Raw genomic sequence first — 21,425 nt, 5'->3', positions numbered from 1 at the left:
GCCGGCGCCGCCGTGGACCCCGGCGGGACCGGACCGCGGGGATGCCGAGGATGAGCGGCTTGAGGGCGAGACCGTCGTGCATGTTCGCACCTGACACGGCGACGGCGGGCGGGGCTCCCTGGGCATCGGACAGCACGTGGAGCTTGCTGCCCTTCTTGCCGCGATCGATCGGGTTCGGCCACGTCAGACATCCCCCTTTCGGCGCGACCGGAGGCCGCGTCGACGATCGCGAGGTCCAGTCCACCTCGCCCCGGGCTCCGAGTTCGTCCAGCACCGCCCGATGCAGCCGACGCCACAGGCCGACCCCGGTCCACACCGTGAAGCGGCGATGCGCGGTGGCGGAGGACGTGCCGAACGTCGGCGTCAGATGACGCCGGGCACATCCGCTGGTCAGCACGTACACCACTGCGCTGGACACGGCCCGCTCGTCACGCGGAGCGGTCCCGCCACCCTGCGGTCGAGCCGCGAACGTCGGCAGCACCGGGGCGACCAGCTCCCAGAGCTCATCAGGAACCAGACGCTTCGACAGATCAGCACTCACGGTCGGCATCATGGCGCTCGAACATCAAGTCACGTGGCACAGCCTTCTGTGCCTGACCGATGCGGCCTCCCGGCAGGCGACTGCCTCCTTGCGTGCCTGCGGCAGGGCACCCCGCCACGCCGCAAAGAGCTCCCGCATCGCCTGCTGAGACGGCGGTACGCGCAAGCCGAAGTCACCCCGATGGCGCGGCCGGTTGAACGGATCGATCGGTGACTCCACCAGCACACCGAAACGCCGGCTGATCCCACCGGCGTACCGCTGCTCACGTAGTGGGCCGGCCAGGCCTGTGCCGCGGCGAGAACGCCGACGTCGCGGCGGCGGGCCAGGCGCTGCTGCAGGCGCTCGAACGCCGGCCGTCCGGCCTGCCACACCACCAGCTCCCCGTCGAGACCCGTGTCGGCGGGCAGCTGCGCCAGGGCACCGTCCCGGACCTCCGTGAACGCGTTCGTCATATCTGTGCCCTGCCGAGAGCGCGGCTGAAGGTCAACAGGCAGGATTCCGAAACACGCCCTCTAGCCTCTGCACCGGGCGGCGTGGGCGGCCAGCGCGTCGTGGAGGGTGGGGTGATTGTGCAGGAGTTCGTCGAGGCCGGTGAGGTACAGCATGCGGACGAGCCGGTCGGGTGCGGCGGCCAGGACAAGGCTTCCGTCCGCTTCCCGGGCGCAGCGCCAGATGCCGACCAGGGCGCTGAAGCCGGCGGAGTCGCAGAAGGTCACCTGGCCCATGTCCAGGATGAGGTGGTGGTGGCCCTGGGCGACGAGGTCGAGGGCTTGGGCGCGTGCGAGGGGTGCGGTGGTGTGGGTGAGTTCACCTGTGACGGCGACCAGGGCGAGGTCGCCGTCGGTGTGCTGGCAGGTCAGCTGGACGTGGTTCACGGGCGGCTCTTCGGCTGCGGGCCGGCGGGGGCGATGGCGTGGGCGACGGCGCTGGCGCCGTCCGTGGCTGTGTCGGGGGTGGGTACGGACAGGGCGAGCAGGGCGACGTCGTCGTCGGCGCCATGGGGGAGGGCGTCGATGAGGGCGGTGGTGTCCTCGATGAGGGCGGTGGCGCTGACGGGCCGGGTGCGGCCGGTCAGGAAGCGGGTCAGGCCGTCCTCGCCGATCATCGTTCCGTCCTGGGTGCGGGCTTCGGTGAGTCCGTCGGTGTAGAGGAGCAGGGCTTCGCCGGGGGTGAGGCGGAAGGTGTGGGAGGCGAAGCGGGCCTCGGGCAGGGCTCCGATGAGCATGCCGCCCTCGGGCCGGACGGGGGCGGCCAGCCGGCTCGTCCCGTCGGTGCACAGGTGGTAGACGGGCGGGTGGCCGCCGGTCGCGATGGTGATGTCGAATGATCCGTCGCTGCGGGGCTGGAGGATGCCGAAGACGGCGGTGCAGTAGCGGGTGCCTACTGACGGGTCGAGGAGCAGTGCGCTGTTCAGTGCTGTCAGGACCGCGTCGGGATCCGAGTTGATCAGGGCGGCGGCGCGCAGAGTGTAGCGGGTCAGGGAGGTCACGGCGGCGGCTTCGGGGCCTTTGCCGCACACGTCGCCGAGGAAGAACGCCCAGCGGCTGCTGTCGAGGGGGAAGACGTCGTAGAAGTCGCCCCCGACCTCTTGGGGGGAGGCGGTGGTGTAGTGGCATGCCAGCTCGAGTCCCGGGACCACGGGGAGGGTGGGTGGCAGCAGGGTGCGCTGGAGGGTGGAGGCGAACGCGGCGATGGCGGCCTTGTCCCGCTCCGCCCGCGCGCGGGCCTCTTCCTGTACCTTGCGGCGTTCCTGCTCGGCCCGCACCGCTTTGAGAGCCGACAGACGCAGTTCCATCTCGTCCAGGACCACCGCGGCCAGGTCCGCGAGCGTGGCGGTGTCCTCGCGTGTGATGGAGCGGGGTTGGGTGTCCAGGACGTTGACGGTTCCCAGGCGGTGCCCGTCGTCGGTGACGATGGGGGCCGCGGCGTAGAAGCGGACGCCCATCGGTCCGGTTACCAGGCCGTTGGTGCGGGCGACGGGGTCGGTGAGGGTGTCGGTGATGACCAGGGGGTCGTTGGTGAGGATGGCCGAGCCGCACAGGCCTGGCTCCCGGCTGATCTCGCTGCCACCGTCCAGGCCGTGGGCGGCCTTGAACCAGATCCGGTCCTCGTCCACGATCGTCACGCTCGCCACGGGGACGTCGAACAGCCGGGCGGCCATCGCTGCGACGCGGTCGAAGGCGCCGTCGGGTGGCGTGTCGAGGATGTCGTAGCGGCGCACCGCCTCCAGCCGGGCCGCCTCGCCTGCCGCACTTGGCGTCGGCTGTTCGGGGGTGTCCCCCCACTTGGCCGCGTGTCCCGCTTGCGGCATCCTTACCCACTCCTTGTCCGTCGGCCCGGGTGGTCGACGATGTGGGGAAGGATAGACCGGCCAAGCAGCTGAAATGAAGGCAGGCCCGTGGGCGGCCGTCGATGCGGACGGCCGCCCGGGTTGGTCACAGGCCGAGGTAGAGCCGCACGTTGGTGCCGTCCGCGTCGGTGTGTGTGCGTACCAGGTCGGCCACGTAGTGGACCAGCATCAGCCCGCGTCCGCCGATCTGCCCGCGCTCTGGCGGGCGGCGCCCGGCGAGCGGATCGGCGAGCCGCCCCGCATCGCGGACCTCGACGACGACCTGGCCGGTCTCCCGCCAGATGGCCAGTGTTCCCCGGCCGCCGCCGTGGACCACGCTGTTGGTCGTCAGTTCCGACACCGCCAGCTCCGCATCCAGCAGCCGCTCCCCGGCCAGGCCCAGCCGCACGGCCTCATCGACGGCGAAGAGCCGGACCGCAGGAAGCTCCTTCTCGCCGAAGGTGAATATCGCCGCATTCGGCGCGGCCGGCAGCGGCTCGTTGTAGCGGGCCACGACCGCTTCCCAGTCGTAGGCGTCACTGACCTGCTCAGTGCCGGCCGTGATGAGGGTGGGATGGGTGATGCGCGCATCGGCCAGCACGTCCGCGTCCAGCCGCACGTCGTCATACGGGCACAGGATCGTCACCGCCCTGTCCTTGAACGCGGCGTTGATCAACGCCTCGTGCTGCGCGCACGCCGGGTATTCCACTTCGGACCGGCCCGCCCAGATCGGCTCACCGATGATCCGCACTCTCCCCTCGGGGTGGGCGTCGGCGAACCCGCGCAGCACCTTGGGGATGATCCGCCCCGGATTACGGCCGGCCTCGGTCATGTCCAGGAACAAGATGCCCTCGGCGTCCGTGCCCAGCCCATTCTTGATCAGGTCCAGGTTGGGGCCGGGCACCGCGACGGCCATCGGCTCGCCATTCGCCAGGCCCTCCTGCAGGAACGCCACCGTCTGCTGCGTGTACTCCTGTTCGGTGCGGTAGAACAGGGCAGGATGCGCGAACGCCCCGTTGGTGGTCACCGTGCTCATCGCGGCGCCACCTCGATCCGGCGCTGGCCCGGCCAGAACATCTCCAGCACCCGCGGCAGCTGCGGCGGCGGATGCTCCACCACCACCCGCCCCTCGGGCAGGTTCAAGGCCGTGACGGCGAGCGCCGTCACCCCGGCCACGTCGACGAACGCCACATCCGACAGCTCCACATACGACACTCCCGCGTGCCGCTGGGCCAGTTCGGCCAGGGCCTCCTCCCAGGAGGGGCGCGTGACCACGCTGATCTCACCGCTGGCTCGTATCCCGGGACGGCCGGGCAACAAGCTCACCTCCAACGCGCCCCTTCCGGGCACCGCCGGGCCGGGTCCGCCCACCGCATGCGGGGCATCCACGCTCGGACTCCTTCATCATCCGCCAGCCACCTGCCGACCGGTTGGCACAGCACGGGCAGAAGGACACTCCTTCCAGCCGCGGAGTCTAATGCGGCCCGTCGGCCGGCCACCCGGCCTCCTCGAAGAAGCACTTCGTACCGCCCGCGAGATCAAGACCCGCGCCCCGCACTGCCGTGATCGCCGCCGAGCCGACTGCGCTCGCTACTGGAAGGGCTGGGACACCGCGGCCCGCAAGGCACGGCGACCGGCCGCCCGGCATCACCGACGACAGCGCCTGTCGCGCATCTGTCGGGCGTTCGCCGAGCACGCGGTTGGACACTCACCGGGAACACCCTTAGCTCCACGGTTCGACCTGATGCCGGTTAGTGGATTGCATGCCCGGCCGGGGGCGGGGTAGACGCTGCATCGCCGGTTCGTGAGCCGGCGATCACTGGGGTCGGTCGACCGGGAGGGAAGATCATGACGACGACCGTGCAGACCGCCGAGCGCGCCACCGCGATACCCGAGATCGCGGATCCGTCGAAGGTGGCGCCCAGGGACGCGCGGGAGTTGTCGAAGCTGTTCTTCGACCAGCTCGCGATACTGGAGGAGGGGACCCCCGACTACAGTTACGCGCGCAACACGCTGATCGAGATGAACATGTCCCTGGTCCGCTTCGCGGCCGGCCGGTTCCGCAGCCGTGGACCGGAGGAGATGGAGGACATCGTCCAGGTCGGCATGATCGGCCTGATCAAGGCCATCGACCGGTTCGAGCTGACCCGCGAGGTCGAGTTCACCTCCTTCGCCGTGCCGTACATTGTCGGCGAGATCAAGCGGTTCTTCCGTGACACCTCGTGGGCCGTGCACGTGCCCCGGCGGCTTCAGGAGGCCCGTGTCCAGCTGGCCCGGGCCACCGAGGAGCTGCGCAGCCGACTGGGCCGCAACCCCACCACCAAGGAACTGTCCGAGCTGATGAGTCTGCCGGAGGACGAGGTCGTCGAGGCCCGCCTGGCGGCCAACGGCTACAACTCCGCCTCCCTGGACGCGGCCATCAACGGCAGCGAGGACAGCGAGTCGGCGCTGGCGGACTTCATCGGCGCCGACGACGGAGCTCTCGAACTGGTCGAAGACTTCCACGCCCTCGCCCCGATGATCGCCGAGCTGGACGAGCGCGACCGGCAGATCATCCACTGGCGGTTCGTCGACGAACTCACCCAGAAGGAGATCGGCGAACGCCTCGGCTGCTCGCAGATGCACGTCTCCCGCCTCATCTCCCGTCTTCTGGCACGCCTGCGCGAAGGCATGCTCACCAGCACTTGAGCTGCTGGCCAACGGATCGCCTTCCCGTCTGACGGTAGGCGCCGCGGCGTGGGCAGGGAGGTCCATGAGAGGCATTACGGCAAGCCGCCGTTCCGGGCTCCAGCGCGGCGGGCCGCAACCATGCGTACACGGGGGCATCGATGTCAGGGCGGGGCCGGGCCGGTAAGGAGGCACAGTGATGGAGGAGTCGTCATTGCGGGCAGTGGGGTGGGCGCGCTCGCTGCCGATGAACACCGGCCCGAAGGAGGCACGCGATTGGACGCGCGAGCATCTTCAGGCCCTCGGCTGGACACACAGCCTCCCGCAGACGGTAGAAGACGTCCTGCTGACCGTGTCCGAACTGGTCACGAACGCCCATGTCCACGCGCACTCCGCGGCCCGGCTCGTGGTGACCTGGGACGGCTGCTGCCTGCACATCACCGTGCATGACGACGCCGCTGCCCTGCCCACGCCGCGCCCGCCGAGCGGCGACCGCCTCGGCGGACGGGGCATGCTCCTCGTCGACGCCCTGTCCGACGACTGGGGAACCCGTCCCTGCCCTCACGGCAAATCGGTCACTGCCTGCTTCTGTCCAACGGCCACAGCACAAGACTCTCTCACGAGTGAAGAGGGGTAGGTGACTCGTCAAAGTGCCTCCGAGCTGGATGGGAACGGGGGCGGGGTGGTCGGTGAACGTCCAACGGGGCGTGGGCGCGTCAGGAATGAGGGTGCCGCGCTGTGGGAGCAGCTGGTCGACTACAGTGCGGTGCGGGCCGTGACTGGCGCCGAGGTGGAGCACCACCGGGGAGCGGTCTGACGAGACGTCGTTGCCGTGCACCTGGGCGAGTGGTCAGCAACGCCCGGAGGACGATCGCGTCCGCGACTCAGACGGTCCAGCTCATGGACGGCACCAGCCTTGCCAAGCGCGTCGTCGAAGAGGCTGCGTCAAGGCAGCGGAGATTTCACAGAGCACGGGCCTTGCCCCTTGTCCGGCCACCGTATTGGTGGGAGAGGACCTCGCGTCGGTCACGTACGTCCGTATGAAGCGGGCGAGGTGCGCAAAGGCAGGTATCCAGTCCCGGCTCAACGGTCTGCCTGCCACCACCACGACTGCCGAGCTGATCGGCACCCTCGCCGGCCTGTCCGCCGATCCGGGGGTGCGGCCATCGCCCCGTAGAAGGATGTCGACGGGGTCACGATGCACTCCTGCGCCGCGATGAGCTTTGGCCTGCCGGGCTTCGTGTCCTGCACGCCGGGCGGGATCCAGCGGCTGCTGAGGCATACGACGTCGACCTCGCCGGCAAGCACGCTGTCGTGGTGGGCCGCAGCGTCATCCTCGGCAAACCGGTGGGGATGCTCCTGCCTGCCAAGGAAGCAACGGTATCGATGCCGGACACAACCCGGGCAACGTCGGCGACGTGGACTTCGACACCGCCCTCACCCGCGCCCGTCTGATCACTCCGGTACCTGGCGGCGCCAGGCCGATGACCATCGCCGTCCTGCTCGCACAAACCGCGGACGCCGCCGCAAACCAGCTCGGAATCCAGTACCACTGACCTCAATGGAAACGGACAGGCGGGTGAGTTCCAACAGCATGGGCTCTGCACAAATAGCGGATGGCCCGGTAAGTGACCGGGCGTCATGCGTTGGTGGGCCGTGTTCCCCATGCTTGGAAGAGTGTGGCGTGTACGACCAGGGTGCCGGGATCGTCGAGGTGCCGGGAGAGTGCTTCGATGTGGTCGTCCAGTTCGGGGTCGGTGATGAGGCCGTGCTCGGTAAGGGCCGACCGGCACAGCTGGGCTCGGTCGACGAGCAGGGTCTGGTACGGGTCGGTGTGCTGGAAGACATGCGTTGACGCCCGGACCTGGACGTCCTGGAGTCCTCGTCGGCGCAGCATGCCGGGCAGTCGGCGGCCCAGCATGACGTCCATGCCGTTGCGGCGCCAGAGTTCCGCGATCGCCGTGACGAGGCGGTCCCAGGAGGGGTGGGGCGGCTCGCAGATCCGGGTCAGCCAGTCGACGTCCTGCACGGCCACGGTGCCGCCGGGCTTGGTCAGGGCGACGATTTCGTCGAGGACCTGGTCGGTGTGGGGGACGTTCATGAGGACCAGGCGGGTGTGGACCAGGTCGAAGGAGGACTTCGGCAGGCCGGTGTCCGCTGCGTCCGCGCTGGTCAGGGAGACGTTGGTCAAGTGGTGTTCGTCGATGGTGCGGCGGGCCATCTCGATCATGCGGGGTTCGGCGTCCACTCCGGTGACCTGGCCTGTTTCCCCGACTCGTTCCGACAGTGCGTCCATGATGCCGAGCGGTCCGCAGCCGATGTCGAGGGCCCGGTCGCCCTTGTGCAGCGGCAGTCGGTCGAGTAGGGCGTGTGTGTCGTCCTCCAGTAACTTTCCTTGGAAGATCAGGCGCCGGCGCTCGTCGTCATCGGCTCCGAGGAGGTAGGGGGACGGGGTGGCGGGGGTGGAGGTCATGGGCTTTCCTTCTGGTCGGGCGGGGAGGTGGAGGTCTGCCGCAGCCGGTCCCGGAGTCCGAGGAGGTGCCGGTTCAGGTCGGGCAGTTCGGCGGGCCGGAAGGCGGTGGGCAGGTCGGCTCCGAATGCGCGGAGGGCGGCGTGTGTGCCGGAGGTGAAGCGCAGCAGGCCGTCCTCGCCGAGCCGCACGCCGTCGAGGTGCTCGCGTTCGCGGTGGAAGGCGACGGCCTCGGCGCGGGAGATCCCTGGAGGCAGCCGCAGTGAGAGGATGGAGCCGTCGATGCGCACCGGGTAGCCGCCCGGCAGTCCGTGGGGCGCGGGCAGGTGTCCCGTGTAGGAGGCGGCAGGGTCGGTGAGGGCGTGCAGCGCCGGCACGGCGCTGTGGGCGCCGAGTTCGTTGAGGAAGTCGCGGGGCATGGCGCGGATCTCGCCGAGCACTTCCGGCAGTTCGGTGAGCGGGGCGCCGTCCAGCCATCCGGCGGCCTCGTCACGCGGGTCGTCCGGTGCGCTCAGGTGCGCGTGGTGTGCCAGCAGCGACAGGCGGGAGTCGTCATGCAGGCCGAGTCGGGCGCGGGTCGCGGTGGCGAGGGTGGCGACGTTGCCCAGTCCGCACAGCACGGGCAGGCCCTCGGCGTGCAGCGCGGGGTTGACGAGGTCGGGGAAGCAGGCGTTGACCACCCGCGTGCCGGGCGAGGCGTCGGCGCAGGCCAGTACGGAGTGGCGGACCAGCGCGGCCTGGAGGGGAAGTGTGGCGCCGAAGCCGGCCCGGCGCAGCAGCCGGGACCAGTCGGAGTCTCGGGTGCGTGCCTCGCTCGGCGACTGTGGTGAGGCGCACACGATCAGCAACGCCGGTCGCAGGTCCTGAAGGAGGGGGCGTAGCCGGTGGGCTGGGGCGGGGCCGGCGTCGTGGGGGACGAACGTCACCTGCGTGCCGGCCAGTGTTCCGTGGCCGGTCGCGAGCGCGGCCACGTCGCGGGCCCGCTGGTGCGTGCGGCCGATGACGTGGACGGTGGTGACGCGCTCTGGGCGATGGGCCAGGCCGCGCAGCAGGCCCTGGGCGAACGCCCCGGTTCCCAGTACGGCCCACGCACGGGTCGGGCCGCTGGTCACGCCGTCACCGGTACGGGCGTCGGGACGGTGCCGTCGAAGAGTGAGGCGACAGGGACGGTGTGGGGGACTGGCAGGCCGGGGCAGCGGGCGCTGAGGTCGAGTCGGGGCGGGCGTTGGTCGTCGGTGAAGTAGACCGGTACGAGTGAGCCGTCCGGCCGGTGGGAGAGCAGCGGGTTCGCCACGAGGAAGTCGCGCAGGGCGGGGGTGTCGCGGCGCGCGTAGAGGCGGATGCGTTTGGTGGAGAAGTGGTTCGGTGGGAGTTCGACGCGCGGGCCGAGGCGGCGTTTCCATTGGAAGATGCCCTTGCTGATGAACGCCTCCGTGCCGTAGAAGTCGACGCGGGGGACGCCTTGCGTTTGGGCCCAGCGCAGCAGGTGGTGGTAGACCGCTTTGAAGGTGCCGTCGCGGTAGAGGCGCTCGTCGCCGTCGAGGACGCCCAGGAGGCGGGTGGTGAGCGTGGTGCCGTCGGCCGACCAGTGGCACAGGACGCCCGCCACGCGGTGACCCGCGTCGGTCAGGAAGAAGAGACTGCCGCTGGGCAGGATGGCGTGCCGGGCCACCGGCCATGCCTCGGTGCGGCTTCGGTCGCCGTGCCGGGTCGCCATGGTCGGCAGGTGCATGCGCCGGTAGAAGAACTCCAGGGCGTCGGGGGTGGTGTCCTCAGTCCACGTCCAGTCGTGTCGTGCGTGGTCACGGCGGAACTGCCAGCGTTCGCGCTTGGAGATCTGCTGTTCCAGGTCGTCGAGTTGTGCCGGTACGTCGACCGTGAGATGGATGCGGAAGGGTGCGGTGATGCCGCGTTCTGCGGGCAACTGGGCCAGTCGACCCGATTCGGCTCCGATGACGACCAGGTCGGCCGGGGGCAGAGCGCCGCGGGCGAGATCGTGCCACGCTACGAGGGCTTGTTCCCGGCCGCCGGTGTCCATGCCGAGCATGCTTCGCTGGTGTTCCAGCAGTTGGAGGATGTTGGTGCGGCCGGCGGGCAGTCCGACGTAGGCGATGTCCAAGAGGCCGCGCCGCTCACGGGAGACGACGGTCCTCACCCGCGTCGGCGCGTCGTCGACGATGCGACGGGTGGTCCGCCATGCCGGGTGCCGGCTGTTGTTCCAGGTGTAGCGCAGACGCGCGGGCAGTGAGGGAACGAGTTCGGCCGTCGGGCGCGGGGCGGCCGGACGGGCTGGCGTGGCCGGTTCGGACGAGCGGGGTGCGAGCAGCAAGGGGGCTCCCTGTCGCGGCGGGAGGGCTGGGGGGCGCGGGGCGCGAACGGGACTCGGCCCCGCGCCGTTGCGGTCAGCTGACCGCTTCACGTACGGCGAGGGCCAGTTCTCCGGCGTCCGTGACCGGCCGCAGATGCTCTTCGGGGACCGCCGCGTAGTCGCCGGCGGCGTAGGAGCCGGAACCGTGGACGAGAATGTCGTCGGCGTCCACCAGATCGCGGTCGATGGCGTTGAGTACTCCGGTCAGTGCCATCACCAGGGACCATTCGCGCAGGTGGCGCGGGTCGGCGGGCAGGTGGACACCGGTGGGTGCGAGCAGGGAGCGCACGGTCGGGTAGCGGTCGAGACACTCCGCCAGGGAGACCACGATGCCGCCCCCGCCTTGGCGGCGGATGATCTCGTTCATGCGTTGCGAGGTCGCTGGCTGTCGGGTGTAGAAGGTCGAGTCGAGCTGTTCGTCGGGCGCGTAGGCGGTTCGGGGGAAGTGGGGGTCGTGGTCCTGCACGAGCCGCCCGTCGCGCTCGGTCCAGCTCGGCCGGTAGTCGAAGCGGTCGTGGTAGAGGCTGGAGACCATGTCCGGGGTGCCCAGGTGCTGGACCAGGAAGTAGCCGGCCGAGGTGTCCGGCCACTGCTTGCCGGTGATGTGCTGTTGCCCGTGGAAGTGTCCCAGCAGTCCGAAGGCGCTGGACACGGCGTGGGCGTGCAACCGCGGCACGGTGGGCAGCCGGTCGCGCTCGAACAGGGCGCGTGCGGTGTCGGCGACGGCGTAGTTGAGTAGTTCCAGTGAGTGCCACAGCCGCACACCGTGTTCCCGGTGCAGGGCGGGGGACAGCGTGTCGGTGACGGTACGGGCGAGTTCCTTGACCTTGCCCGGTTCGGCCGTATCCAGCACGGTCAGCGGGTTGCTCCGGCGCAGGTCCGGGTCGTCGGTCAGGGCGGAGCGCCACAGCTTGGCGCGTGAGGAGGAGGGGACCACGCAGGCGATGCCCAGGGCCTGTGGGGTGGCCAGGCCGCACTCGTGGGCGCGCAGCACGGCGTCCCTGAGCGCGGTTGCCTTGTTGGCGCTGGACGGGGTGAGGATGACGACCCGTTCGCCGGTGCGCTCGATGTGCGCGACTGCGCGGGCGACGATCACCAGGGAGGCGTAGGTCTTGGTGGTGCGGGTGCGTGGGTTGTGCATCAGGTGCAGCAGTTCCACGCGGCGGCCTTGGTGTTCGGTCAGGGGATGGGCGCTGATCGTGCTGGGGGCGAAGAAGGCGTCCAGTGCGGGGCTTGGGCGTGGCAGTTCCCAGCGCGGTGTGAAGGCCGCGGCGTCGTGGTGCGCCTCCCCCGCGGTTTCGTGGAGCACTCGGCGCAGTTCCGCGTCGTAGCGGGTCAGGGATGCGGGAAGTCCGACCTGGTCGGTGGTGAGGGGCGGGGCGGAGGTCACGAGGCGGCTCCCTCAAGCAACTGGTCGCCCCGGACCAACTGCGCAGCGTCCGTCTCGGCGGGTACGTGGGCGGGGTCGGTGCCTACGTCTCGCGGGCGGTTGTGCCGGTCGACGAAGACGACGTCGGGCCTCAGCGTCCTCGCCTCCTCGTCGCTGACGGTGGCGTACGCGATGATGATCACCAGGTCGCCGACGGAGATCAGGCGGGCGGCGGCGCCGTTGATTCCCACGACTCCGCTGCCGCGGGCGCCCTCGATCACATAGGTGGTGAGCCGGTTGCCGTTGTCGATGTCGACGATGTCGACCTGCTCACCGGGTAACAGGCCGGCGGCGTCCATCAGGTCGCGGTCCAGCGTGAGGGAACCGACATAGTGAAGGTCGGCCTGGGTGACGGTGGCGCGGTGGATCTTTCCGTGGAGCATGGTGCGGTGCACAGGGTCCTCCTTCGCTGGAAAGTCAGGCCGCTACCTGGATACGCCGCAGATGCCTGCTGCGGTCGGTGAACGCGTTCCGGGCGTGCAGCAACCGCCAGTTGTCCCAGACCAGCATGTCGTTGCGCTGATAGGTGACGGCGACGTGCTCGGCCTCGAAGGCCCGCTTCCAGCGCTCCTGAAGGTCCGCCGCCGAGTCGTCGTCCTCCCGCAGGAGGTTGTTGCAGCTGAAACGGACGATGAGTCCCTTCTCGTGCTCCTCCAGGATCGGGTGCCGGGTCTTGAGGTCGAGCCCGAGGCGCTGGACGCCTTCGGTGGTCTTCCAGTCGTGGGCGTGGTCCAGCAGCCGCTTGCGCTCCTCGTCCGGCAGGGCCTGGACCCAGGGCCGGGTGTCGCACAGCGTAGTTTCGCCTCCGGGCCCGGAGGCCGGGGTGACGCACCACAGGGCGATGTAGCGGGGCGGCAGCACGGCGAAGTCGTACCCCTCGGTGTGCGGGGTGAGCGGGCGGGTGTTGCCCGCGTGGTAGACGTCGTCCATACCCGGCTCGGGGCGGACGTCGCCGACCACGGCGCCCGTGTAGTTGGGCACGAAGGTGCCGAGTTCCCGGCAGAACCTGACCTGGTCGAAGGTGTCCGGGACATTGCACATGAGGACGTACCCGTGCTCGTCCATCAGCTGATGGAAGGTTTTCGCCAACAGCTCGTCGCTCAACGGATTCCCGTTGAAATCGACCTGGGAAAGTATGCTCACTGGGGAGTGTGACAAGGCTGCTCCATGGCGTAGATCCTGCGGCGTTGAAGGCGCTGACGCCCGCTGAGAGTTACTTTCACGCGTCGGAAGACCATGGCTGGTGGATTCCTCCTCGGGCACGCGATGGATGTCCCGTCAAAGAGCCTTCCGACGCGGTGACTCCAGCACGATAGGCCGCGCCACGGGGAGCAAGTCAATGCCCGGAAGCGGTCGTTATTCGGTCATCTGCGCTAAGATCGACAATAGGGGTGCCAACTGTGAAGTCGCAGTCCAGTCGCGATGGCGCCAAGGATCCGCCCCGTACTTTCCTCCGCGCCGATGGCCGGTTCGCATCATTCAAGCAAATCCGTGAATAACCCTTCTGGGGAGGGGTACTCAGGCTGCTGCCATCTGTCTGTACGTTCACTCCGGCACCCGCGAGGCGATTGCCATTACCGCTCGCCGAGCGCTTGGGTACATTTCTCGCCGGAGTGTCGACGCCGTCGTACAGCGCGATTTCTGACCCATCCGCACTAGGTGCGGGCCAGGTGTGAACGGGACGGAGAAAACAGGTGAGAAACAGCAGTGCGCCGAAATCCGGGATCATGTCCGAAGCCGGCGTGGAGGACGACTTCCGCAAGGAGCGTGGGGCCGTACAGAAGCTGCTGTACTCCGAAGCGGTGTCGGCCTTCGGCGGCGGCCTGTGGTTCAGCATGTGGGCCGTCTATCTGACGGCGGTCAAGGGAATCCCCGCCGCCTCCATGGGCCTGGCCATGGGGCTCGGCGGCGGCGCCGGCCTCCTCGCCGCCGTGCCGGTCGGCGCCCTCGCCGACCGGCACGGCGCCCGTCAGGTCTTCGTGACCGTCAGCCTCGCCCGCGGGCTACTGGTGCTGCTCTTCCTCACCACCAACGGTTTCTGGAGCCTGTTGGTGGCAGCGGCACTGTTCACCGCCGCCGAGACGTCCGGCCGAGGCGTGAAGGTCACCCTGGTGTACCTCCTGATGCCGGACCACCGGCGCCTGACGGTGCTGGCCCAGGCCCGGGTCGTCCAGCACATCACCTACGCCGCGGGCGCGGGCGCCGCCGCATGGGTCCTGTCCACCGACACGGCCGGCCCCTACTACGCCGCACTGACCACAGTGGCTCTCTCGGCCTTCTTGTCCGCCGCGGTCCTCATCGGCCTGCCGCCCACCCCACCCGTGCCCGCCGCCCAGCGGAGTTCCGGCACCCGCGCGGTACGCGACATCCCCTTCCTGACCCTGATGAGCACCACCGCGCTGCTCTCCCTGTGCTGGCCGCTGCTCTCCAGCGGGCTCCCCCTGTGGCTGCAGTACCGGACCGCCGCCCCGGTCTGGCTGGCACCGGTGACCGTCGTCATCAGCTCCCTGTTCATCGCTCTCTACCAAGTGCGGGTGACCCGGCAGGGAGAGAGCCTGCGCGGCGCAGTCCGCTCGACCCGGAAAGCCGGAATCGCCCTGGCCGCCTGCTGTCTGCTGCTCGCCGCCGCAGCCTGGCCGTCAGACGCCCTGCTCTCCTCCCTCACCGTCCTGGCCGGCCTCGCCGCGCACATCTACGGCGAACTGCACTACGTCGCTTCTCGCTGGGGTCTTTCCCTGCGCCTCATGCGCCGCGACGCCGAGGGCGAGTACCAGGGACTGGCGGCGAGTACCGAAGGAGCAGTGGCCACCGTGGGTCCGGCAATGATCACCACTCTCGTCACCGGAGCACTGGTCGGCGGCTGGGCCGTGCTCGCCGTGGTCTTCGTGGCAGCCGCCGCGCCCACCCCGGCACTCTGCCGACGGGCGTTGCGGGCGCGCGGGGCGGGGGGTTCGACCGGCCCAGCGCCACGCGAGGAGTCGGGCCGATGAGGGAAAGGGCCGGGATCAGGCCCGTACTCCAGTGGTCCTCCAGAACCGGAGCAGCTCGGTGCTGAGCGCTTCAGGTGCGTCCTCGGCGAGGTGGTGGCCGGAGTCGATCGGGCCGCCGTCCAGACGGTCTCCTGCCCAGTCCTGCCAGACCTCCAGCACGTCACCGTAGAGGTCGGCCATGTCGTCACGAGTGGCCCACAGCACCTGGAGGGGACAGTCGACGCGTCGGTCGGCCTGTCGGTCAGCGTCGTCGTGGTGGCGATCGATACCCAGGCCGGCCCGGTAGTCCTCGCACATGGCGTGCACGGTGGCCGGGTCGTGGATCGCGCGGTGGTAGTCCTCGTACGCCTCGGTGCCCATCTGGTCGGGGGTGGCCTGGTACCAGGCGTCGGGGGCCATGTTGATGATGCGTTCGGCGGGCTTGTCCGTTTGGCCGAGGAAGAACCAGTGCCACCAACTCGCGGCGAACTTTGAGTCGCACCGGCGCAGTGCTTCGCCGATGGGTACGGCGTCCAGGATGCTCAGGGCGGAGACTGCCTCTGGGTGGTCGAGGGCGAGGCGGGTGGCCACGTAGGCTCCCCGGTCGTGGCCGACGACGGCGAACCGTTCGTGCCCGAGGTGGCGCATCACCCCCAGGCAGTCTCCGGCCATGGCCCGCTTGGAGTAAGGGCGGTGCTCCTGGTCCGTCGGGGGCTTCGAAGACTCCCCGTAGCCTCGCAGGTCGGGGCAGACCACCGTGTAACCGTCGGCGACCAGGAGAGGGGCCACGCGGTGCCAGGTCGCGTGTGTCCGTGGATGGCCGTGCAAGAGCAGTACCGCCGGACCGCTGCCGCCGTACCGCACCCGAAGCTGGGCTCCATCCCCAGTAACGCGTGCCAGCGTGAACCCGTCGAACATACTGCCTCCTGCATTCATCTGCCGCCGCATCGCTCGCTCCGATCAGCCCATTGTTTGCACGATCACACCCGGACAACGAGGCGACCGTGGTGTTCTGGCCCTTGCTGCTCTTGCCCCCGTGCGGAACGTCGAAAGCCTGCCGCCCTACGCGTCGCAGCGGCGAGCGGAGCGTCGGCGAAGCCAAAGGGCAGTCCGTACCAGCACAAGGCGAACCAAAGCATGACCCCGAACGCAAGGAGCTCGGCGAGGAGACTCGGTACGACAACGTGCAGGAGTAGAAGAAGGGTGCAACCGATGGTGAGCGCGAGCAGTACCATGCCGCCCACCACCAGGTGGCCCGCTATTTTGACGATGTCGCCCTTCATACGCTGCCCGGACAGAAACCGGTGGATGGAGACAGGCGCGATCAGTGCGCCGATCGCGGCTGCCCCGAGCATCACGGTGATCACGTATACGACGTGGTCGAATATTTTCATCTCGTGGAAGAACGGTGTGAAGGCCATGCTGAGCAGAAATCCGAAGGACCTGCACGCCGGTCTGCGTAGCGCTCGCCTCCTGCAGGATCTCGTTCCATTTCCGGTTCACTCGCTCCCGTGCCGGTTCCTCTGGTTCGGCACCAGCTCCCTGGGCGGCTGCCGATCGACCACCACTACAACCACAGGAAGGGCATTCGGGCTGCGGCGCGTTGGCAGACGGTCGCTGCTCCAGCTTGGTCATGGCATCCTCCGTTCCGAGAGTGTTCGCATGCCCGCTGGCAGGTGTCCTCCGTCCCTGCCCTGACGGCATACGAGTCAACGAGCGCAATCCGGCCCAGCTACTGCTGAGCCGCGACGGTCGCCAGCTCAACACGGCTGCAGCTCCGGGCACTCGCCATCCGGTCCCGGGGCACCAGCGGTATGTGCCTTCGGGGTTGTGGACGCGCGTTCCGATACCGTGTGGCTGGCCATCGATGGCAGAGACGGTGACGGCCGCTGCCCGTGCACACGAGTAACTGATGGTTTCAGAATCAGATCCTCCGTAAGGCCTCGCAGTTGGGGGCTGGGGCGTTGTAGGGCCGTCACGTGGTAGGCATGGGCAATGATTGGTCGCCTCCCGCTCGACGAGCAGCTTGCCGCCCTGAAGTCTGCGTTGGCCCGCAATGAGGTGCTGGTGGAGGTCCTGAACCGCACGGCAGGGTTGGGACTGCCCAACTGGTACGTAACGGCGGGTTGCCTGTTCCAGACCGTCTGGAACGTGGTCACTGACCGGCATCCCACCAGCGGGATCAAGGACTACGACGTCTTCTACTTCGACGACCGTGACCTGTCGTGGGAGGCGGAGGACACGGTGATCAAGGCCTCCGGCGCAGCGTTCGCAGGGCTGCCGGCGGAGGTCGAGGTCCGCAACGAGGCTCGTGTCCACCTCTGGTACGAGCAGAAGTTCGGCGTCGTGTGCGCTCCTCATGCCTCCACGGAGGCAGCCATCGACAGCTTCGCTGCGACCACTTGCTGCCTGGGTGTGCGCTTGGAGCCGGGCGGGCGGTGGCGCGTCTATGCGCCGCACGGGCTCTCGGATGTGTTCAACCTCGTCGTGCGGCCCAATCCGGTGCTCGCCCCGCGCGAGGTGTATGAGACCAAGGCGGCCCGCTGGCAACAGCAGTGGCCTGAGCTGACTGTCATGGGCTGGCCGTCGCAGTCGGCCGTCCTGGCGCCGTCTTCACCCTGAGAGGCGACAACCGCAGCACCGCCGTGCGCGCTCTGGCCGAGGTGCTACGCGGCTTCCCGGCCGCGATGGGCTCCGACCAGCCGCTGCCCGAGGTCGGCGCGGACCCCGTCACGGCGGTGTTCCACCAAGCCGTGCGGGCACCGGATGTTGTTCGTCCTGAACGACGCCGGCAGCAGCCGACAGGCGCGCGCTACTGCCGGCGAAGCCGATGTGCCTCGTCATCGCGGCGAGCCGGCACTGTTAACGGGCTTGATTGTCCATGAGGGAGCCCAGCCGAGCCCGCTGGAGCGGGTCGCGGTCTGGCCCGGTGGGCGCTACTCCTCTTTGCGGCCGACTCAGCGGACCGTCGGAGCTGGCGGCGCGACCACTTCGCGCAGCTCGGCGGCGGCCTGGGCCATGAGCTGAGCGAGGGTGGTGTCCGGCTCGGCTAGCCAGCGGGGCATGGCGCGCCGGTGGATCGCCAGCACCACGTCGATGATGAAGCGTGCTTTTCCGATCTCGACGCCGCGGCGCTCGAGCGCCGGTGCCAGCGCGTTGGCGATGTCGGCAAGCTTGATCAGATCGCGCTCGGCCAGTGCCGGGTTGGCGGCGATCACTCTTCCCCGGCGCAGCAGGAACTCGCGTGGGCGGAAGATCTCCTCGGCGGTTCCCAGCGCGGTCAGCAGCGCCTCGAACGGGGTGAGGCCCAAGTCGGCCGCCTCGACCTGGGCGACGAGGTGGGCCTCGAGTTCGTTGCCGGCGAAGAGGACTTCCCGCTTGTCGGGGAAGTAGCGATAGAAGGAGCGCTCCTTCAGACCGGCGGCGCCTGCGATCTGCGCGACCGAGGTGCGCTCGAACCCCTGCGTCTCGAACAGTTCAAGCGCCGCGCGTTCGAGCCGGCCCTGTGCGTCGGATTCCCATCGCGGCATATCCACCAGGGTACGACAACAGGAGCTGTTATCAGCTGATACGGTCAATGACAACAGATGCTGTTATCAGCCGGGAGACCGTCATGAAGGCCCTGCAATTCGACCGGTTCGGTTCCCCGGACGTGATCGTGCTCCGCGACGTCCCACAGCCAGAGCCGGGACCCGGCCAGATCCGGATCGCCGTGCGGGCGTGCGGCCTGACACCGGCCGACTGGCACGTCGTCGACGGTCTCCTCGCCGACCATCTGCCGCCGCTGCCGCGCGGGCTCGGCCTCGAGGTCGCGGGCACCGTCGACGCGCTCGGCGAGGGCGTCACCGGCGTCCAGATCGGCGACCGCGTGTTCGGCCCGGCAACCTTCGACGGCCCGACGGCCGGCGCCGCCGAGTACGCGCTGATGCCGGCCTGGGCACGCATTCCCGAGGGCGTAACCGCCGAGCAGGCCGCCGCGCTGCCGATGGCGGCCGAGACGGCGTGGCGTGCGCTCGACGACCTCGGCGTTCAGCCGGGTGAGCTGCTGCTCGTCCACGGCGCGGGCACCACCGTGGGTGAGGCTGCGGTGCGCTTCGCGCTGCACCGAGGCATTCGGGTGATCGCCACCGCCGGGCCGACTCGGGCCGCCGCCCTGGAGGAGATCGGCGCCCAGGTGACCGCCTACGGCGAGGGCATGGCCGAACGCGTCAGCGCACTGTCCCCGGGCCCCGTGGACCGCGCCCTGGACACCGCGCCGACCGGGGGCCGGATCGACCGCGCCGACCAGCCCAGTCCGGCCGGCGGCTCGCTGCCGACCCTGATCGAGCTGACCGGGGATCCCGACCGTGTCCTCACCGTCTCGGACTTCGCCGCCGCAGCCGAACTGGGCGTCCGGATCACCACCGAGATCCGCTACGACCAGATGAATGAGTTCGCCAGGCTCGCCGGCGAAGGCATCCTGGTCGTGCCGGTCGCCCGCACCTACGCCCTCGACCAGATCCAGGAAGCGGCCAAGCTCAGCCAATCCCGCCGCCCCGGCGGCAAGCTCGTGCTCGTCCTGTGATCACCTTGCTGGCCCGGTCAGGCGAAAGGAGTCCACAGAACCTGATGATCACACGGTGACCGTACCCGTCCCCGACCAGGGTCCCTACAAGATCGCGAAGTCACACTGGAGTACTAGGCGTGGAAGGCCTTCCGAAGGAGTTCGCCGAACTCGGCGGGGTGCGTGGTCAGGCCGGTGTGCCCGCCTGGATAGTGCTGGAGTTCCGTGCCGAGACGCTCGGCCAGGAGAGCCGCAGGACGGTAGGGCAGCTCGCCACGTGAGTCTTGGCCGCAGGCGAGCACGAGCCGGTCCGACAGTGCCTCCAGCCGGTGGATGTCCGGGGCGTAGGACATGAAGCTGGGCACGATGCGCCCGACGAAGTACGGGAGGTTGGCCATTGTCCGCTCGGCCCGCGCCGCTGCTTGCGGCGGAAGCTTGAGCTCGGCCTTCGGCTCGGTGGTGTCGCCGTCCTTCTTCAGCCCCGCAGCGAACACGGCCATCGCCGGCATGAGCCCCTGAGTGTGAAGCGTTTCCTGCACGCGCGCGATGAGCGTGCGATGTTCGGCGGCGTCCGGCAGGACCTCCACCATTGGCGGCTCGTGCGCCACGACGCGGTCGATGCGCTCGGGATGGGCGGTGAGAAGGTGCAGGGCGGCGATCGCGCCCGAACTGGCGCCGAACACCCGGGCGGGTTCACCGGGAGACAGTAGTTCCAGCATTCGGAACGCGTCGTCGGCGTGCTCGGCCACGTGCTGCTCGGCCTCGGGGTCGTCCAGCGTGCTTCGGGACATGCCGCGCGGGTCGTAGGTCGCGACCGTGTATTCGGCGGCCAGGTCGTCGGCGATGCCGTCGTAGGAGGCCGTGTCGCCCGCTCCTCCGGGGACCAACAGGAGGAGCGGGCCCTGGCCGCGCACTTCGTAGTGCAGGGTCGCGCCGTTCACACGCAGGCTGCCGATGGACGGGTCGGTCATGAGGAGTCTCCTTCTCGGGACGAGGGCCAGTGCTCCAGGAGGGTGTGCAGGGCGTCGAGGGCACGGACCCAGGAGTGTTGCGGCGAACGCTCGTGCGCAAACCCGCCCGCAGCCTCCAAGGCGATGAATCCGTGGAACGTGCTGCGCAGCAACCGGACCGCGTCGGTCAGATCGGGCTCGGCCAGTCCGTAGCCGCGCAGCATGCCGTAGGCCAGCTCGACCGCGCGCCGCGGTCCGGGCGCTCTTGCGGTCAGTTCAGGATCGATCTGGATCGGGGTCTGCGTCGCCATGTAGCGGCCCGGATGCTGGTGGGCGTACTCCCGCCAGGCGTTGGCAAACGCGATCAGCGCGTCCTTGCCCGCCCGCCCGGCGGTCGCCTCGGCGATACGGATGGTCTTCTCATCGGCGGCCAGCAGTGCGATCCGTCCGCGCAGATCCTCCAGACTGCGGACGTGCGTGTAAAGACTCGCGTCCTTCACGCCCAGCCGCCGCGCCACCTGCGACATGGTCACCTGGTCGAGCCCCACCTCGTCCGCCAGCTCGGCGCCCGCGATCGTCACCCGCTCCGCCGTCAGCCCGGCCCGCGCCATGCGCCCTCCCAATGATCCTAGAGGTCCTAGGTATAACCTAGTAGCCCTAGGAATCCAAACGAGGGTGGGTTCACGCAGGTACCGCTGTTGCAGGTGACGGGGTACCAGAGCCGGCCACCAGCGCCTGTGCGTGCGGGTGCCCGCTGGTCGCCGAGCGCGTGAGCGAGTTGCCGGCAACCTGCCGGTTCATCTCCGCGAGTCGCTTCTGCCCGCGGGCTTCGGGCCGCCGTGCTCGCCAGCCAGCGCGTGGGTTTGCACCGCAAGCTGATGAAGACGGCGGCCGCCGCCGACCTGTACCCGACCTCCATCGGCACCGACGCGAGCGTCTTTCCCTCGCCCGGTCCGTCCCCGCTGGACGTCCTGCCGCACACGCCCGAGGGCAAGCCGGCGACGGGCACGTTCCGGCTCGGGGTCTCGCCCGGGATGGTCAAGCACCAGGGCGCCCAGACCGTCCTGTGGACAGAGCAGTTGTTCGAGGAGTGCGGCGGCGTCTTCAACATCTCCAACGTCATCAAGACCGACCAGAGCGCCGGGGAAGGGGAGTAACC

General features: G+C 69.4%; 20 protein-coding genes, 3 pseudogenes and 1 riboswitch. Of the genes and pseudogenes, 7 read left to right on the top strand and 16 right to left on the bottom strand.

Translation table 11 applies throughout. The features are described 5' to 3' along the window. Positions 1 to 292: 292 nt before the first annotated feature. From ACFW48_RS18785 to ACFW48_RS18765, 5 genes and pseudogenes are all read right to left on the bottom strand, one after another. Positions 293 to 550, bottom strand: a pseudogene (locus ACFW48_RS18785) (transposase); the annotation flags it as partial. Between the two features lie 503 nt (positions 551 to 1,053). Continuing rightward, entirely contained in the window at positions 1,054 to 1,416 is a 363-nt protein-coding gene (locus ACFW48_RS18780; RefSeq protein ID WP_386315952.1) for an STAS domain-containing protein, read from the bottom strand. Beyond that, positions 1,413 to 2,852 (bottom strand): PP2C family protein-serine/threonine phosphatase, encoded by a 1,440-nt coding sequence (locus ACFW48_RS18775; RefSeq protein ID WP_386315950.1) that lies wholly within the window; start codon positions 2,850 to 2,852, stop codon positions 1,413 to 1,415. Before ACFW48_RS18775 ends, ACFW48_RS18780 begins: the two co-directional genes overlap by 4 nt. A 124-nt stretch (positions 2,853 to 2,976) precedes the next feature. Then, positions 2,977 to 3,906, bottom strand: coding sequence for an anti-sigma factor RsbA family regulatory protein (locus ACFW48_RS18770; RefSeq protein WP_386315948.1), 930 nt, complete (start codon positions 3,904 to 3,906; stop codon positions 2,977 to 2,979). Then, on the bottom strand, positions 3,903 to 4,259 hold the full coding sequence (locus ACFW48_RS18765; RefSeq protein ID WP_386315946.1) for an STAS domain-containing protein: 357 nt from the start codon (positions 4,257 to 4,259) through the stop codon (positions 3,903 to 3,905). The genes ACFW48_RS18770 and ACFW48_RS18765 overlap by 4 nt, the downstream gene beginning before the upstream one ends. 459 nt (positions 4,260 to 4,718) lie before the next feature. Between ACFW48_RS18765 and ACFW48_RS18760 the strand changes: the two genes are divergently transcribed. The 3 genes and pseudogenes from ACFW48_RS18760 to ACFW48_RS18750 all read left to right on the top strand — a co-directional run bounded on the left by ACFW48_RS18760 (position 4,719) and on the right by ACFW48_RS18750 (position 7,093). Next, on the top strand, positions 4,719 to 5,558 hold the full coding sequence (locus ACFW48_RS18760) for an RNA polymerase sigma factor SigF (RefSeq protein WP_386315944.1): 840 nt from the start codon (positions 4,719 to 4,721) through the stop codon (positions 5,556 to 5,558). Positions 5,559 to 5,736: 178 nt separating this feature from the next. Further along, complete coding sequence (locus ACFW48_RS18755) at positions 5,737 to 6,174, top strand: ATP-binding protein (RefSeq protein WP_386315942.1); 438 nt, start codon at positions 5,737 to 5,739, stop codon at positions 6,172 to 6,174. A 128-nt stretch (positions 6,175 to 6,302) separates the two neighbouring features. Then, positions 6,303 to 6,388, top strand: a riboswitch (ZMP/ZTP riboswitch). Positions 6,389 to 6,437: 49 nt separating this feature from the next. Further along, positions 6,438 to 7,093: pseudogene (locus ACFW48_RS18750) on the top strand (tetrahydrofolate dehydrogenase/cyclohydrolase catalytic domain-containing protein). Between the two features lie 83 nt (positions 7,094 to 7,176). Here ACFW48_RS18750 and ACFW48_RS18745 read toward each other — a convergent pair. The 6 genes from ACFW48_RS18745 to ACFW48_RS18720 all read right to left on the bottom strand — a co-directional run bounded on the left by ACFW48_RS18745 (position 7,177) and on the right by ACFW48_RS18720 (position 12,947). Further along, positions 7,177 to 8,010, bottom strand: coding sequence for a methyltransferase domain-containing protein (locus tag ACFW48_RS18745; RefSeq protein ID WP_386315940.1), 834 nt, complete (start codon positions 8,008 to 8,010; stop codon positions 7,177 to 7,179). Then, the gene (locus ACFW48_RS18740; protein ID WP_386315938.1) at positions 8,007 to 9,119 is read right to left on the bottom strand and encodes a hypothetical protein; all 1,113 of its coding nucleotides are present in this window, start codon (positions 9,117 to 9,119) and stop codon (positions 8,007 to 8,009) included. The genes ACFW48_RS18745 and ACFW48_RS18740 overlap by 4 nt, the downstream gene beginning before the upstream one ends. Beyond that, positions 9,116 to 10,336: a GNAT family N-acetyltransferase gene (locus ACFW48_RS18735; RefSeq protein ID WP_386315936.1), complete on the bottom strand. Its 1,221-nt coding sequence runs from the start codon at positions 10,334 to 10,336 to the stop codon at positions 9,116 to 9,118. The genes ACFW48_RS18740 and ACFW48_RS18735 overlap by 4 nt, the downstream gene beginning before the upstream one ends. Before the next feature lie 73 nt (positions 10,337 to 10,409). Continuing rightward, complete coding sequence (locus tag ACFW48_RS18730; RefSeq protein WP_386315934.1) at positions 10,410 to 11,765, bottom strand: DUF6002 family protein; 1,356 nt, start codon at positions 11,763 to 11,765, stop codon at positions 10,410 to 10,412. Then, the gene (gene panD, locus ACFW48_RS18725; RefSeq protein WP_386315932.1) at positions 11,762 to 12,199 is read right to left on the bottom strand and encodes an aspartate 1-decarboxylase; all 438 of its coding nucleotides are present in this window, start codon (positions 12,197 to 12,199) and stop codon (positions 11,762 to 11,764) included. Before panD ends, ACFW48_RS18730 begins: the two co-directional genes overlap by 4 nt. 22 nt (positions 12,200 to 12,221) lie before the next feature. Continuing rightward, positions 12,222 to 12,947, bottom strand: a complete 726-nt coding sequence (locus tag ACFW48_RS18720) for a TauD/TfdA dioxygenase family protein (RefSeq protein WP_386315931.1) — start codon at positions 12,945 to 12,947, stop codon at positions 12,222 to 12,224. A gap of 551 nt (positions 12,948 to 13,498) precedes the next feature. Here ACFW48_RS18720 and ACFW48_RS18715 point away from each other — a divergent pair. Further along, positions 13,499 to 14,794 (top strand): MFS transporter, encoded by a 1,296-nt coding sequence (locus ACFW48_RS18715; RefSeq protein ID WP_386315929.1) that lies wholly within the window; start codon positions 13,499 to 13,501, stop codon positions 14,792 to 14,794. A gap of 15 nt (positions 14,795 to 14,809) precedes the next feature. On the opposite strand, the gene ACFW48_RS18710 is transcribed toward ACFW48_RS18715, so the two are convergent. Both ACFW48_RS18710 and ACFW48_RS18705 read right to left on the bottom strand, forming a co-directional pair. Further along, positions 14,810 to 15,691, bottom strand: coding sequence for an alpha/beta fold hydrolase (locus ACFW48_RS18710; RefSeq protein WP_386315927.1), 882 nt, complete (start codon positions 15,689 to 15,691; stop codon positions 14,810 to 14,812). Positions 15,692 to 15,835: 144 nt separating this feature from the next. Next, positions 15,836 to 16,408: pseudogene (locus ACFW48_RS18705) on the bottom strand (DUF6328 family protein). Between the two features lie 360 nt (positions 16,409 to 16,768). On the opposite strand from ACFW48_RS18705, the gene ACFW48_RS18700 reads away from it, so the two are divergent. Continuing rightward, on the top strand, positions 16,769 to 17,395 hold the full coding sequence (locus ACFW48_RS18700; protein WP_386315925.1) for a nucleotidyltransferase family protein: 627 nt from the start codon (positions 16,769 to 16,771) through the stop codon (positions 17,393 to 17,395). Positions 17,396 to 17,730: 335 nt separating this feature from the next. Here the strand turns inward: ACFW48_RS18700 and ACFW48_RS18695 are convergent, their stop codons facing one another. Beyond that, positions 17,731 to 18,303, bottom strand: a complete 573-nt coding sequence (locus ACFW48_RS18695) for a TetR/AcrR family transcriptional regulator (RefSeq protein WP_386315924.1) — start codon at positions 18,301 to 18,303, stop codon at positions 17,731 to 17,733. 83 nt (positions 18,304 to 18,386) lie between these two features. Between ACFW48_RS18695 and ACFW48_RS18690 the strand changes: the two genes are divergently transcribed. Next, on the top strand, positions 18,387 to 19,337 hold the full coding sequence (locus ACFW48_RS18690) for an NADP-dependent oxidoreductase (RefSeq protein ID WP_386315922.1): 951 nt from the start codon (positions 18,387 to 18,389) through the stop codon (positions 19,335 to 19,337). Positions 19,338 to 19,450: 113 nt separating this feature from the next. On the opposite strand, the gene ACFW48_RS18685 is transcribed toward ACFW48_RS18690, so the two are convergent. Together ACFW48_RS18685 and ACFW48_RS18680 are read right to left on the bottom strand one after the other, a co-directional pair. Further along, positions 19,451 to 20,287, bottom strand: a complete 837-nt coding sequence (locus tag ACFW48_RS18685; RefSeq protein ID WP_386315920.1) for an alpha/beta fold hydrolase — start codon at positions 20,285 to 20,287, stop codon at positions 19,451 to 19,453. Next, positions 20,284 to 20,877, bottom strand: a complete 594-nt coding sequence (locus ACFW48_RS18680; protein ID WP_386315918.1) for a TetR/AcrR family transcriptional regulator — start codon at positions 20,875 to 20,877, stop codon at positions 20,284 to 20,286. Before ACFW48_RS18680 ends, ACFW48_RS18685 begins: the two co-directional genes overlap by 4 nt. Before the next feature lie 246 nt (positions 20,878 to 21,123). Between ACFW48_RS18680 and ACFW48_RS18675 the strand changes: the two genes are divergently transcribed. Further along, on the top strand, positions 21,124 to 21,423 hold the full coding sequence (locus ACFW48_RS18675) for a hypothetical protein (RefSeq protein ID WP_386315916.1): 300 nt from the start codon (positions 21,124 to 21,126) through the stop codon (positions 21,421 to 21,423). The last annotated feature ends 2 nt before the right edge of the window (positions 21,424 to 21,425 follow it).

The organism is Streptomyces sp. NPDC058812 (assembly GCF_042744565.1).
GTDB lineage: Bacteria > Actinomycetota > Actinomycetes > Streptomycetales > Streptomycetaceae > Streptomyces > Streptomyces thinghirensis.
The sequence above is the reverse complement of the archived record's forward strand: the minus strand, read 5'-3'. Positions and strand labels throughout refer to the sequence as shown.

What these genes read in the sequence shown, in the direction of transcription:
- ACFW48_RS18745 (WP_386315940.1), bottom strand. Translation starts at nt 8,010, where the DNA reads ATGACCTCCACCCCCGCCACCCCGTCCCCCTACCTCCTCGGAGCCGAT.
- ACFW48_RS18695 (WP_386315924.1), bottom strand. Translation starts at nt 18,303, where the DNA reads ATGCCGCGATGGGAATCCGACGCACAGGGCCGGCTCGAACGCGCGGCG.
- ACFW48_RS18760 (WP_386315944.1), top strand. Translation starts at nt 4,719, where the DNA reads ATGACGACGACCGTGCAGACCGCCGAGCGCGCCACCGCGATACCCGAG.
- ACFW48_RS18700 (WP_386315925.1), top strand. Translation starts at nt 16,769, where the DNA reads ATGATTGGTCGCCTCCCGCTCGACGAGCAGCTTGCCGCCCTGAAGTCT.
- ACFW48_RS18680 (WP_386315918.1), bottom strand. Translation starts at nt 20,877, where the DNA reads ATGGCGCGGGCCGGGCTGACGGCGGAGCGGGTGACGATCGCGGGCGCC.
- ACFW48_RS18755 (WP_386315942.1), top strand. Translation starts at nt 5,737, where the DNA reads ATGGAGGAGTCGTCATTGCGGGCAGTGGGGTGGGCGCGCTCGCTGCCG.
- ACFW48_RS18690 (WP_386315922.1), top strand. Translation starts at nt 18,387, where the DNA reads ATGAAGGCCCTGCAATTCGACCGGTTCGGTTCCCCGGACGTGATCGTG.
- ACFW48_RS18710 (WP_386315927.1), bottom strand. Translation starts at nt 15,691, where the DNA reads ATGTTCGACGGGTTCACGCTGGCACGCGTTACTGGGGATGGAGCCCAG.
- ACFW48_RS18770 (WP_386315948.1), bottom strand. Translation starts at nt 3,906, where the DNA reads ATGAGCACGGTGACCACCAACGGGGCGTTCGCGCATCCTGCCCTGTTC.
- ACFW48_RS18685 (WP_386315920.1), bottom strand. Translation starts at nt 20,287, where the DNA reads ATGACCGACCCGTCCATCGGCAGCCTGCGTGTGAACGGCGCGACCCTG.
- ACFW48_RS18775 (WP_386315950.1), bottom strand. Translation starts at nt 2,852, where the DNA reads ATGCCGCAAGCGGGACACGCGGCCAAGTGGGGGGACACCCCCGAACAG.